This is a genomic window from Rhodococcus sp. Leaf278, from assembly GCF_001426085.1.
In the GTDB taxonomy this organism is placed as follows: Bacteria; Actinomycetota; Actinomycetes; order Mycobacteriales; family Mycobacteriaceae; genus Rhodococcoides.
In genome coordinates, this window is the sequence record NZ_LMRR01000042.1 from 287,962 (window position 1) to 300,335 (window position 12,374).

The window sequence follows — 12,374 nt, forward strand, 5'->3', positions numbered from 1 at the left end:
GAACACCTGTTCGATACAGTCGAACCATGTCGCTCGCGATGCAAGGTTCGCTCTTCGGTGACGACGACGGTGGCGTCGGGTCGCTGCAGTCCGTCACCCGACGGGAGCTCACGCTCGGTGCCTGGATCGACGTACGCCCGGGTTGGTTGTCCGATTCCCACCTCTTCGACTCCCTGGTGACCGACGTGGATTGGCGCGCCGAACGCAGACAGATGTACGACCGCGTGGTCGACGTGCCACGCCTGGTCCGGTTCTACGCCGAGCGCGAGCGCTGGCCGAACGCGGCACTGTACGAGGCGCGTGACGCGCTCGACGATCATTACCGCGCCGAACTCGGTGAATCCTTCGCCACCGCAGGGCTGTGCTACTACCGCAACGGGTCCGACAGCGTCGCCTGGCACGGCGACAACATCGGCCGCAGCGCCACCGAGGACACCATGGTGGCGATCGTCTCGCTCGGTGCGACAAGACAACTCATGCTTCGGCCTCGCGGCGGCGGTACGTCGCTGAAGTTCACGCTCGGACACGGAGATCTGGTGGTGATGGGCGGATCCTGTCAGCGGACGTGGGAGCACGCGATACCCAAGTCCACCCGCGCGACCGGCCCACGCATCAGCGTGCAGTTCCGGCCGCGCGGGGTCCGCTAACGCGCGGTACGCGAGCTCCGACGCGCCTCCACGGCCGCAGCGAGGGCATTCAATTGTGTTGCCGTGGTTTCCCAGTCGAGGCAGGCGTCGGTGATCGACTGCCCGTACACCAGCTCCTCGCGGTGGCCGAGTTCGAGATCCTGACGCCCCGCCACCAGGAAGCTTTCGAGCATGAGCCCGACGATGCCGTGTTCGCCTGCTGCGACTCGGCCGGCCACATCGGTGACCACGTCGACCTGCTTGTTGTGGTCCTTGCGGCTGTTGCCGTGACTGGCGTCGATGACGACACGCTCCGGCAGACCCGAATTACGCAGTCGCGCAACGGTATCGGCGACCGATTCGGCATCGTAGTTCGGTCCGTCGACGCCCCCGCGGAGAATGACGTGACAGTCCGGGTTTCCGACGGTCCGAATCAGCGCCGCCTTGCCGTCGAGATCGGTGCCGGGGAAGACATGGCTCGCGGCCGCAGCACGGGTTCCGTCGACCGCTACCTGGATGTCGCCCTCGGTGGAGTTCTTGATCCCCACTGGCATCGACAGCGCACTGCACAGCTGCCGGTGCACCTGGCTCGCAGCGGTCCGTGCTCCGATGGCACCGTAGCTCACCAGATCTGCGATGTACTGCGGGGTGATCGGGTCGAGGAATTCACATCCGACAGGCAGGCCGAGCGCCGAGATGTCCAGCAGCAGTTGGCGTCCCACTCGGAGGCCCTCGTTGATGTCGAAGCTGCCGTCGAGGTGCGGGTCGTTGATCAGGCCCTTCCACCCCAGCGTCGTCCGGGGCTTCTCGAAGTAGACCCGCATGACGATGTGCAGTCGATCGCCCAGCTCGGCTGCCGTGGCGGCAAGCCGGCGGGCGTACTCGAGGGCAGCATCGGTGTCGTGCACCGAACACGGCCCGACGACGACGATCAGTCGATCGTCGCGGCCGTCGAGAATGTCGACGACACCGGAGCGTCCGGTACGGACACTCGCCGAGATCGCGTCGTCGACTGCATGTTCGCGGCGCACGACCGACGGCGCAACGAGCGGACTGATGCTGATCGTCCGTTGATCATCGAGTGACGGGGTGTCGAGGGAGAGCGTCATGAGAGGGTTCCTGTTCCCAGGCCGGCTCAACATGCTCCACGCACACTTCGAGCCGGTCTGTATCCGGCTCGTGGGGTGGAGGTCAGCGCATGGCGTCGCTGGCTGACCCACCCGGGGCCGGCCTGCTAAACCAGAAATACATGCGCTGCATGCAGAGCACCGTAACAGATGGATCGATCGCGAAGTCAGCTCGGACAGTTTTAGGCTAGGGTTCCCTGACTACGTCCGATCTGTGAAAGAGAACGAAGTGAAACGTCTACTCCTGGCCACCACGATCGCCGCCGTCACCGCGCTGACCACTGTCGCCTGCGCCGGCACCGCCGAGCAGACCGCCACTTTCTCCACCAGTACCGAAGCGGCCACCGGTGACGCCGGGACGGACACACCGGGACCGACCGGAATCCCCGACGGAATGGGTTCGGGAGCTTCGGACGGAGTGTTCCCGCGCACGGTCGGCCATTTCGGCGGCTCCACCGACATCCCCGCCGAACCGAAGAAGGTAGTCGTCATCGCTACCGGCCAGCTCGACGCGGCCCTCACACTGGGCGTCGTTCCGACCGGAGCCGCCTACGGTGACGGTGCCGACCTGGTGCCCGACTACATCAGCTTCTCGTTCCCTCAGTACACGGACCAGCTGACGCAGGTGGTGGACGTGGGCAACCGCCAGAGCGTCGACATCGAGGCCATCGCCGCCACCGAACCCGACCTCATCCTGGCGAACAAGACCGGCTCCGAAGACATCTACCCGACGCTCTCGACCATCGCACCGACAGTGCTCACCGAAGGCACCGGAGTGAACTGGAAGCAGGATTTCCTACTGCTCGCCGACGCGCTGGGCCGAACCGAGCAAGCGCAGAGCTTCATCGATACCTTCGTCTCCGACGCTGCAGCACTGGGTAATTCGGTTTCCGGCAACGGCGCGCCCACGGTCTCCTTCGTCCGCTTCACCGCGGATCGGGCGCGAGTGTTCGGCGTGCCCTCGTTCGCCGGCTACATCGCCTGGGACGCCGGCCTGGCACGGCCCGAAAGTCAGCAGTTCGACAAGACCTCGCAGGACTTCAGCGAGGAGGAAATTCAGCTCGCGAACGCCGACTGGGTGTTCGTGTCGAGCCAGGACGCGGATGCCGATTCGTCGTACACCACCAACCCGCTGTGGACCGGCATGAGCGCAGCCACCGAGAACCACATCGTGCGCGTCGACGACGATCCTTGGTACCTCAACGCAGGCCCGACGGCGGCAACCATCGTGCTCGACGGCCTGAAGAGCGCCCTGCAGAGCTGATCCCTCGTCGTGCGCGTTTTGCGCGTTCAGGAGTACGCAAAACGCGCACGAGGGATTTTAGGTTGCGCACAACTTAAACGTGCACTACTGTTCTTCTCGTGACCAACGAACTCGCACTCGACCGTCAGGTGTGCTTCGCGCTGTACTCCGCATCGCGGGCTACGACTGCGGTGTATCGCCCGATGCTCGACGAGCTCGGCGTCACCTACCCGCAGTACCTCGTGCTGTTGGTGCTGTGGGAGAAGGACGGACGCGGCGTCAAAGAAATTTGCGCCGAACTCGATCTGGACACCGGCACGCTTTCGCCGATGCTCAAGCGACTCGAAGGTCTCGGTTTCATCGAGCGTCGACGACTGAGCACCGACGAACGTCGCGTCGAAATCCACCTCACCGAGACCGGTAGCGCCATGCGCGCAAAGGCACTCGACATCCCCCGCAAACTGGCGGAGAAGACCGGCATGGGAGTCGACGATCTCGTCAGACTGAAGGACGCGCTCGACGCATTGACGAGCGCTCTGCATCACACCGATTCGCTTATGACAGAAGGAGAATCATGAAGACCATCTACACCGCCGAAGCCCTCGCGACCGGAGAAGGCCGCAACGGCCACGCCCGCACCTCCGACGGACGCCTCGATCTCGACCTCGCCATCCCGGAGGCCATGGGCGGCAGCGGCAACGGCACCAACCCCGAGCAGCTCTTCGCCGCCGGTTACGCCGCATGCTTCCATTCCGCACTGCAGATGGTGGCGCGCCAGGACAAGGCCGACGTCACCGATTCGGCCGTCGGCGCTCGCGTCGACATTGGACCCAACGACGCAGGCGGCTTCCAGCTCGCCGTCACCCTCGAGGTGACGCTGCCGAACCTGAGCCGCGACGATGCACAAGCCCTGGCCGACAAGGCCCACCAGGTGTGCCCGTACTCCAACGCCACCCGCGGCAACATCGACGTCACCGTCACTGTCACCGAAGACGAGTAGGAATCATCACCATGAAGGCACACGAAATTCACCTCGCGTCACGTCCACAAGGCTGGCCGACCGAAGACAACTTTCGCGCGGAGGACGTCGACCTCCCCGAACTCGCAGACGGGCAGATCCTCGTCCGCAACATCGTGATGTCGGTCGATCCGTACATGCGTGGTCGGATGAACGACGTCAAGTCGTACGTCCCGCCGTTCCAGATCGATGCACCACTCGACGGCGGTGCCGTCGGCGAGATCGTCGAGTCCAAGGCCGAGGGCTTCGCCGTCGGCGATGCGGTTCTGCACGGCAAGGGTTGGCGTGATCTCGCCATCGTCCCGGCCACCGGAGCGAGCAAGGTCGATCTCTCGGCCGCGAAGGCGTCCGCCTACCTGAGCGCACTGGGAATGACCGGAACGACGGCGTACGCCGGACTGACCGAGGTTGCCTCGTTCAAGCAGGGTGACGTCGTCTTCGTCTCCGGCGCTGCCGGCGCAGTCGGGTCGCTCGTCGGCCAGATCGCCAAGGCGCTCGGCGCTTCCCGCGTCATCGGCAGTGCGGGATCTCCCGCCAAGGTCGCTCGCCTGCTCGAGCTCGGTTTCGACGCAGCATTCGATTACCACGACGGTCCGGTTGCCGAGCAGCTCCGCAAGGCCGCACCGGACGGTATCGATGTGTACTTCGACAACGTCGGCGGTGAGCACCTCGAAGCCGCTATCGATTCGATGAACAGGTACGGCCGAATTGCCATGTGCGGAGCCATTGCTCAGTACAACTCCACGGAGCCCACTCCCGCTCCGCGCAACCTCGTGCTGGCCATCGGCAAGGAGCTGACACTCAAGGGCTTCATCGTCGGCTCCTACGCACACGTCACCGAGGAATTCCGCGCGAAGATGACCGAGTGGCTGAACGGCGGTGCCATCGAGTTCGACGAGACGGTCGTCGACGGTCTCGACAACGCTCCTTCGGCGTTCATCGGTCTGATGAAGGGCGAGAACACCGGCAAGATGGTCGTCACCATCTAGGTCGAAACCCGAGCGGTTGCACCACAGACCACACCCCGGCCGGGAATTCCGGCCGGGGTGTTTCCATGCTCGGACCGTTTACAGTCGATGCATGCCTGCCGCCCCACTGCCGTTGCGCGACGGCCTCGACCCCACTCGGGTCCGGATGCCCGATGTCGCAACCGGAGCCACCGTGCTCGAGTACCTGCGTGCACGGTTCCCGCAGGACGCAGCGAGGCTGACCGAGAAAGTTGCGGGCGGTGAAATCGTCGACGCAACAGGCATTCCCATCGATGGGGCGACGATCGCGAGGCCGCGTGCCGACATCTACCTCTACCGCGATCCGCCGGTGGAGCCGACGGTTCCGTTCTCCCTGGACGTCCTCCATCGCGACGAGAATCTACTGGTGGTCGACAAGCCGCATTTTTTGGCCACCACTCCGCGCGGCGCCTACGTCGCTCGCTCGGCCCTCGTTCTGCTGCGACGCCGGTTCGACCTACCCGAGCTGAGCCCGGCGCACCGTCTGGACCGGCTCACGGCAGGCGTTCTCGTGTTCACCGTGCGGCAACAGGCTCGCCGGCCGTACCAGGAACTGTTCGCTCAACGCACCATCACCAAGCAGTACGAGGCCATTGCCCCACTCGCAACCGACATCGATCTCCCGTTGACGGTACGCAGCCGAATCATCAAGGAGCGCGGCGTTCTTCAGGCCCGAGAAGTAGCGGGTGAACCCAACGCCGAGACACTCGTCGATCTGGTCGACACCATCGGATCCTACGGCCGGTATCGATTGCACCCCCGCACCGGTAAGACCCACCAACTTCGGGTTCATCTGTACTCGTTGGGAATTCCGATCGTCGGCGACAACTTCTATCCCTCGTTCCGTGAGGTCGCCGACGACGACTACTCCGATCCACTCCGGCTGCTCGCCCGCTCGATCGAATTCGTCGATCCGCTCAGTGGGCTGGTTCGACGGTTCGAGAGCAATCGGAGTCTCGATCCTCCCGCGCAACTGTTCACCTGACTTGACAAATTCGTTTGCCGAAACTGCAATACAGGGATGAAGGAAGCATCGTTGAGCCTCGACGAGGTCATCGCCGGCCTCGGTCCACGTCTCAAGCGCATCAGGATGGAGAAGAACACCACGCTGGCGTCACTGTCCGAGACCACGGGAATCTCGATCAGCACGCTCTCGCGTCTCGAATCCGGCGACCGCAAACCGAGCCTGGAACTTCTGTGGCCGATAGCTCGGGCTCATCAGATGCCGCTCGACGACCTGGTGACAGCGCCCCCTGTCGCCGACCCACGGGTGCGCACGACGGCCACTGTTCGCGAACACGTGACGATTCTTCCCCTGACCCTGCGTCCGGGCGGACTGCAGGCCTACAAGCTTCTCGTGAAGCCGGAGGACTCCGAGCCTCGCCCCAGAACGCACGAGGGATACGAGTGGCTCTACGTGCTGAACGGCACCCTGCGACTGATTCTCGGCGAGCACGATCTGACGATGAAACCCGGTGAGGCGGCCGAATTCGACACCCGGGTGCCGCACTGGTTCGGTGCCGTCGGGAACCGGCCGGTGGAGCTGCTGAGCCTGTTCGGACCCCAGGGCGAGCGGATGCACGTGCGGGCAAAACCGACGGTATGAAATGTCGTGTCCGTGTGAGACAGTGAAGCCCGCTCGACGCCAGATTCCGCCTCGGTCATCCGCACCGACAACACCATCTCGAGGAAAAAGATGACCGACAGACTGCCTGATTCACCTGCGTCTCGCACCGACGTGGACATCGCGACCGGAGTGCTGATCGGCATTCACGGTGGATCCGTCGCCGACGCCATCGACGAATTGTTCGCAACGGCCCGGCATCATCGAGTCAGCCTGTTCGATCTGTCCCGCACCCTGATCACCGTCGCGGAGGGCCGCGACATCACCCGGTCCTCGACCACCGATGCCGTGTACGCAACGTGGGGCTCGGCCCTGGGCCGTCGCGGTGCCGAGGCCACGTTCGGCACCGTCACCGATTCCGCAGCGGTGCCGACGGGCTAACCGCGGACGGCCGGATCGGTGCGCAGTTCCGGAAACCGGGCCGTCATCGCATCGATATGGCGGTACATCTCGTAGAGCTCGGCCCGCAGCGTCGATGCCTCGGACTCGAACGCTCGGGCTCGGGATATTGCGCGGTCCGCCCGAGCTCGAAATGCCTTGTTCTGTGCGCTTTCGATGGACGCCGAGCACGTCTTGATGTGTTCGGCCAAGCCTCGGGCGAAGACCCGCGCCTGTTCTAGATTGACGGCATAGTTGTCGTCCCTCGGTGCCGGTGAGGGTGCGCCGTTCACTGTGCCCATGAAAAGAAGTCGCCCTCGGTCGTCGTCCGGAATTTCCTTTGCGACTCTACGCTCAGCGCGCAGTCGCTCGTCCCGGAACCGATCGTCACCCGAAGATGAGCGCCAGAACCACCGACGCCGACGTGGCCGCGATTGCGATGACGATCGCAGCCGCGATCGCACGCTGTCGCACCGAGCGGTAGCTCGACCCGGTTCGGTCGCCGTCGTATTCGGCATCTCCAGTATCGACGGTCGAATCGTAGAAGTCGTCGGAGTTCAGCCCGTCCTCGTCGAAGTAGACGACGTCACGCGGCGGCACCCAGCGCTGACCATTGGCTTCCACAGCCGCCCCGAGTCGTTCGAGGCGGATCCGAGCACGGACCGGATACCAGTCCGAGGGCGCGTGGATGGGAAGAGCCTCGGCCAGCGCCAACGGTGACCTGTACTTTCGCGCCAGTGCGGCGAATGCGGCCGACGCCGTTGGATCGTCGTCGGACTTGTCGGTGAGGAACCATGCCGCGCCGGCGGCAGCGCGATCGCCGAGCACCAGATAGGTGTACGCGAGCAGCTCGAGAATGCTCGGCGAGGCAGGGTTCCGGCGTAGGGCACCGACGAGCCGATCCCGAGCACCGATGGTGTCTCCACGCGCCAGATCCTCTTGCGCTCGATCGATCACGTCCACGCGTCGACCATATCGCTCGACGAACGCTGTCGACACAGCACGGAGGCGTCGTGACCACGAAAAAGCCCCTCCCGGATACCGGAAGGGGCTTTCAAGGTGCGTGTCGATCCAAAACCGTGGTGGCCAGGGCCGGGATCGAACCGGCGACCTTCCGCTTTTCAGGCGGACGCTCGTACCAACTGAGCTACCTGGCCGGGCGGCACCGGTGAAACAATGCCATCGCAATGTCGGTGATTTCGCACCGATGTTGCGACCCTGACGGGACTCGAACCCGCGACCTCCGCCGTGACAGGGCGGCGCGCTAACCAACTGCGCCACAGGGCCTTACTGTTGTTGCCGCGCTATTTCTAGCGCAGTAACTCTCCGAACTGCAAATCCGCATCTCGTGAAGAGTGAGACGAAGACTGCTGTACTGCCGACCGGGTTGTCAAACCGATCTCTTCCTACGTACCCCCTACGGGATTCGAACCCGCGCTACCGCCTTGAAAGGGCGGCGTCCTAGGCCGCTAGACGAAGGGGGCCCGCCGAACTGCTTCGACGTTACCCTCAACGGCGTTCCGTTGGGAGCTGGGATAGCTTAGGACACTTTCCTGGCAAATCTCAAACCGGCAGGTCAGAGGCGGTTTTTGCGTAGTTCTCACCGAACTGTTCCCACCCGTGCCGGGTGAAGTCGGCAAGCCAACGATCCGACGCCATGGCCAACAGAACTACCTCGACCGACTCCTCGAACCGCTCGCGCAGGTCCGCGTTGTCGGCCACCAGATCGGACATGTAGCGCTGACCAGCCATCGACGCGGCGAGAACTCGGACGAACTTGGCCGCATCGAACTCCGGCTTGAGGTCCCCCATCGCCAGAGCCCGCTCGGCCTGCTTGTGCCCCTGCGCTCCCCATACTCGACCGCCGCCGGAATGAACCTCCGCGTAGAACTCCGGCTCGACTATCAGTCGGAATTCGGCACGCACGATCACGTCGTTCTGGAAGTTCTGCGCTATGTCGTCCACGATGCCCCGGATGACATAGAAGGGGTGTGCGGTGGTGCCTGCCCACTTCTCCGTTATCGCCACGTACCGATCCAGTCCGGCCGCGAGCACCGCTCTGGCCAGATCCTCTTTGGATTGGAAATGGAAATACATCGCACCCTTGGTGGCATTCGAGCCTTCCAAGATGGTGTTGACGGATGCTGCTGCGTATCCACGCTTGGCGAATTCCGCCGCCGCCGCCTCTACGATGGCCGCCCGGGTCCGCCGTGCGCGCTCCTGTTGTGCCATTTACTTCGTGCCTCCGAGCCCAAGCGCCCTGCGTATCCACAGGTAGTACAGATAGAGAGTACTTCACCCGAACGACACACGAGTCGACTCACCAGCGGTTCGGTTCGGCGGGCACTGCCGACAGAAGATTTGATTAGGCAACCGAAACAAGCCCGATGGTATGGTCTGCGCGGCTCGAGTGCGCTGCAGGGGGTGCGCACTCGAGCCGTCTTCTGCCGGGCGTCTCCCGTCCAGGACCGCCGAACCGCGTCGTTCCCGATCCACATCGCGAACACCCGCGCTGCAGCCTACGAATTCAGTTGAAAGTCGAATTACTATCGGCCATAACACATCTCGAGCGCAAATGATTTGTAAGACTTGTTAACAGATCAAAGCCGTTGAACACCAGCCGATTACAGTCGATGCTTCGGTTTCGGGTACGAAATACCATGTTGGATAATCGATGTCGCACGAATTTGATCGATAACGTTTTCGACACTTTCCCGGTATCGCGCAGTCCCCGGGACCGCGTCGGCATACTGTGAAATACATCACACAGCCGGCTCGGCCTATCGGAAACGAGTGCATGCCATGAAGGCTTCGGTACGCATATTTCGTTCCCTGACAACACTTTTTGTGGTCTCACTGCTGATGCTCACGCCGACCGGCACGGCGATGGCAGACCCCTTCGGCAACTTCGTGGCCCCCGTTCCCGATCCAGACCTCTACCTGCCGACCCCGCTCGGCGAACCCTGGTTCGATCCGCCCGCGGGGTACGAACAGCAACCCCCTGGCTCGGTCCTCGCAACGCGACCCGTCACCGTCGGGCCGCTGCTCACCCCCGTCACATCGACGCAAATCTTGTTTCGTACCAACGATTCCAAGGATCGTCCGGTTGCCGGCGTCACGACGGTCATCGTGCCCTCGGCTCCGTGGACAGGGCGCGGGAGCCGACCGGTGGTGGCGTACAACATGGCAATCAACTCGCTGGGCAACACGTGTGCACCGTCGTGGACACTGCCGCGGGGAATTGCCCGCGAGATCCCCGCGGTACAGGCGTTCCTGGCCAAGAACTATGCAGTCGTCGTCACCGATCACGAGGGTCCGCGGCAGGCGTACGCGGCGGGACGCATGGCGGCGCACGCGGTGCTCGATGCCCTCCGCGCGATGGTCCGAGTACCGCAGATCGGCGTGTCCGCGTCATCGCCGATCGCGGTGACAGGCTATTCGGGCGGGGCGATCGCCACCGGATGGGCCGCACAACTGGCACCGACGTACGCACCGGAGGTCAACCTGGTCGGTGCGGCGTTCGGTGGCCCGCCGACGGACTACCGGATTCTGTTGACGTCGATGAACGGAACCGTCGCGTCCACTCTCTTTCTTTCCGCAGCTCTGGGGGTGGCCCGCGAATACCCCGAGATGTTCTCGCTGATGAACGCGAACGGCCTGCGCCTCGCCACCGTCGCCAAGGACATGTGCGTTTCTCTGCTCGCGCCGGGAGGCGCGATCGCCCCGATACCGGCACAAGCATTGTCGGACGTGCCGAACGTCGATCGCACCGAGATCGCCCGGAACGTCATCGCGGCCACTCGCCTCGGCGGTGATCTCGCCCCGACCGTGCCCACGATGATCTACCAGGGACAACAGGAATTCTGGATTCCGCGGGAGGGGGCCGAAACCCTCTACGACGAGTGGTGCGCTCACGGAGCGGACGTCAGACTCGAGGAGTATCTGGGAGAACACCTCATCGTCGCCATCAGTGGCATCCCCGGTGCGTATGCCTGGATCGACGACCGATTGGCCGGCATTCCTGCACCGACCGGATGCAGCAGCTTCGGACGCTGACCCATCGGCGGCACTGTCGGGGGTACATGCCGTCAGCACTGCGCGGCCCGTTACACTTTCGAGCCGCGCCCCTATAGCTCAGTTGGTAGAGCTACGGACTTTTAATCCGCAGGTCGTAGGTTCGAGTCCTACTGGGGGCACCACACACCGTCCGGGTAACAGTGATCACACCTGTCCGGTACGTACACTGGGAAGTAACGATCGGCCGAGACAGAGCGACGTGCAGGGGGAACTGCACCTTCTCACGCAGGCCGACCGGTCGATCGACATTCGGGGGATTCGCGTCGGTCGACACCGGACATCACCACCGACGGAACAGCAAGTGAACAGGCGCGACGAGGTTCACACCGAACCTACGGCGCCGTAAGCTGGACCGGTCGTACGCAATCTATGGAGGCGATCTAATGGCGAGGGATCTGACACAGCTCGAGCTTCTGCAGGAGCTGGCACCCACTGCCGAAGACAACGTGAACCGTCACATCACGATGGCGCGCGAATGGCATCCCCACNAGGGATCTGACACAGCTCGAGCTTCTGCAGGAGCTGGCACCCACTGCCGAAGACAACGTGAACCGTCACATCACGATGGCGCGCGAATGGCATCCCCACGACTACGTGCCGTGGGACGAAGGCCGCAACTTCGCCGCCCTCGGCGGCCAGGACTACGACCCCGAGCAATCCAAGCTCTCCGACGTCGCCCARGCCGCGATGATCACCAACCTGCTCACCGAGGACAACCTGCCCTCCTACCACCGTGAGATCGCCGAGAACTTCTCCCGCGACGGTGCCTGGGGCACCTGGGTCGGTCGCTGGACCGCCGAAGAGAACCGCCACGGCATCGTCATGCGCGACTACCTCGTCGTCTCCCGCGGCGTCGACCCCGTCGCCCTCGAAGAAGCCCGCATGATCCACATGACCAACGGCTACGCCTCCCCCGCCGGAWCACAGGTCGGGCTGCTGCACTCGGTCGCSTAYGTCACCTTCCAGGAACTGGCCACCCGCGTCTCGCACCGCAACACCGGCAAGGTCTGCGACGACCCGATCGCCGACCGGATGCTCCAACGCATCGCCGCCGACGAGAACCTGCACATGATGTTCTACCGCAACATCACCGGCGCAGCGATGGACATCTCCCCCGATCAGACACTGCAGGCCGTCTCCGACATCGTCACCAACTTCGTCATGCCCGGTGCCGGGATGCCGAACTTCCGCCGCAACGGTGTGCTCATGGCCAAGCACGGCATCTACGACCTGCGTCAGCACCTCGAAGACGTCGTCTGGCCGGTCCTGCGTAA

General features: G+C 63.8%; 13 protein-coding genes, 4 tRNA genes and 2 pseudogenes. 12 read left to right on the forward strand and 7 right to left on the reverse strand.

Annotated features, from left to right (window positions below; genetic code table 11):
* Positions 1-26 precede the first annotated feature (26 nt).
* Positions 27-647 carry an alpha-ketoglutarate-dependent dioxygenase AlkB gene (locus ASG84_RS23160; RefSeq protein WP_057479354.1) on the forward strand — a complete coding sequence of 207 codons (621 nt, stop codon included), beginning with the start codon at positions 27-29 and terminating at the stop codon, positions 645-647.
* Here ASG84_RS23160 and ASG84_RS23165 read toward each other — a convergent pair.
* Positions 644-1,735 carry a 3-deoxy-7-phosphoheptulonate synthase gene (locus ASG84_RS23165; RefSeq protein ID WP_057479294.1) on the reverse strand — a complete coding sequence of 364 codons (1,092 nt, stop codon included), beginning with the start codon at positions 1,733-1,735 and terminating at the stop codon, positions 644-646. The genes ASG84_RS23160 and ASG84_RS23165 overlap by 4 nt on opposite strands.
* 247 nt (positions 1,736-1,982) lie before the next feature.
* Between ASG84_RS23165 and ASG84_RS23170 the strand changes: the two genes are divergently transcribed.
* From ASG84_RS23170 to ASG84_RS23200, 7 genes are all read left to right on the forward strand, one after another.
* Positions 1,983-3,017 carry an iron-siderophore ABC transporter substrate-binding protein gene (locus tag ASG84_RS23170; RefSeq protein ID WP_082521169.1) on the forward strand — a complete coding sequence of 345 codons (1,035 nt, stop codon included), beginning with the start codon at positions 1,983-1,985 and terminating at the stop codon, positions 3,015-3,017.
* A 98-nt stretch (positions 3,018-3,115) separates the two neighbouring features.
* Positions 3,116-3,574 carry a MarR family winged helix-turn-helix transcriptional regulator gene (locus ASG84_RS23175; protein ID WP_057479296.1) on the forward strand — a complete coding sequence of 153 codons (459 nt, stop codon included), beginning with the start codon at positions 3,116-3,118 and terminating at the stop codon, positions 3,572-3,574.
* Positions 3,571-3,996 (forward strand): organic hydroperoxide resistance protein, encoded by a 426-nt coding sequence (locus ASG84_RS23180; protein ID WP_032377436.1) that lies wholly within the window; start codon positions 3,571-3,573, stop codon positions 3,994-3,996. The genes ASG84_RS23175 and ASG84_RS23180 overlap by 4 nt, the downstream gene beginning before the upstream one ends.
* 11 nt (positions 3,997-4,007) lie before the next feature.
* The gene (locus ASG84_RS23185) at positions 4,008-5,003 is read left to right on the forward strand and encodes an NADP-dependent oxidoreductase (protein WP_057479297.1); all 996 of its coding nucleotides are present in this window, start codon (positions 4,008-4,010) and stop codon (positions 5,001-5,003) included.
* Positions 5,004-5,094: 91 nt separating this feature from the next.
* Positions 5,095-6,006: a pseudouridine synthase gene (locus tag ASG84_RS23190; RefSeq protein WP_057479298.1), complete on the forward strand. Its 912-nt coding sequence runs from the start codon at positions 5,095-5,097 to the stop codon at positions 6,004-6,006.
* Positions 6,007-6,042: 36 nt separating this feature from the next.
* A complete protein-coding gene (locus ASG84_RS23195) occupies positions 6,043-6,627 on the forward strand; it encodes a helix-turn-helix domain-containing protein (protein ID WP_057479299.1) in 585 nt (194 codons plus the stop codon).
* A 90-nt stretch (positions 6,628-6,717) separates the two neighbouring features.
* Complete coding sequence (locus ASG84_RS23200) at positions 6,718-7,026, forward strand: ANTAR domain-containing protein (protein WP_057479300.1); 309 nt, start codon at positions 6,718-6,720, stop codon at positions 7,024-7,026.
* On the opposite strand, the gene ASG84_RS23205 is transcribed toward ASG84_RS23200, so the two are convergent.
* The 6 genes from ASG84_RS23205 to ASG84_RS23230 all read right to left on the reverse strand — a co-directional run bounded on the left by ASG84_RS23205 (position 7,023) and on the right by ASG84_RS23230 (position 9,255).
* Positions 7,023-7,325, reverse strand: coding sequence for a hypothetical protein (locus ASG84_RS23205; protein ID WP_057479301.1), 303 nt, complete (start codon positions 7,323-7,325; stop codon positions 7,023-7,025). The genes ASG84_RS23200 and ASG84_RS23205 overlap by 4 nt on opposite strands.
* 85 nt (positions 7,326-7,410) lie before the next feature.
* The gene (locus ASG84_RS23210; protein WP_057479302.1) at positions 7,411-7,986 is read right to left on the reverse strand and encodes a DUF6584 family protein; all 576 of its coding nucleotides are present in this window, start codon (positions 7,984-7,986) and stop codon (positions 7,411-7,413) included.
* 117 nt (positions 7,987-8,103) lie between these two features.
* Positions 8,104-8,180, reverse strand: a tRNA-Phe gene (locus ASG84_RS23215).
* Positions 8,181-8,236: 56 nt separating this feature from the next.
* A tRNA-Asp gene (locus tag ASG84_RS23220) sits at positions 8,237-8,310 on the reverse strand.
* 124 nt (positions 8,311-8,434) lie between these two features.
* Positions 8,435-8,507, reverse strand: a tRNA-Glu gene (locus tag ASG84_RS23225).
* 79 nt (positions 8,508-8,586) lie between these two features.
* On the reverse strand, positions 8,587-9,255 hold the full coding sequence (locus ASG84_RS23230) for a TetR/AcrR family transcriptional regulator (RefSeq protein ID WP_057479303.1): 669 nt from the start codon (positions 9,253-9,255) through the stop codon (positions 8,587-8,589).
* A 570-nt stretch (positions 9,256-9,825) separates the two neighbouring features.
* Here ASG84_RS23230 and ASG84_RS23235 point away from each other — a divergent pair.
* The 4 genes and pseudogenes from ASG84_RS23235 to ASG84_RS23245 form a co-directional block, all read left to right on the forward strand.
* Positions 9,826-11,079 carry a lipase family protein gene (locus tag ASG84_RS23235; RefSeq protein WP_057479304.1) on the forward strand — a complete coding sequence of 418 codons (1,254 nt, stop codon included), beginning with the start codon at positions 9,826-9,828 and terminating at the stop codon, positions 11,077-11,079.
* A gap of 67 nt (positions 11,080-11,146) precedes the next feature.
* Positions 11,147-11,222 (forward strand) — tRNA-Lys (locus ASG84_RS23240).
* A 261-nt stretch (positions 11,223-11,483) separates the two neighbouring features.
* Positions 11,484-11,588: pseudogene (locus tag ASG84_RS28405) on the forward strand (acyl-ACP desaturase); the annotation flags it as partial.
* 1 nt (position 11,589) lies between these two features.
* A pseudogene (locus ASG84_RS23245) lies at positions 11,590-12,374 on the forward strand (acyl-ACP desaturase); the annotation flags it as partial.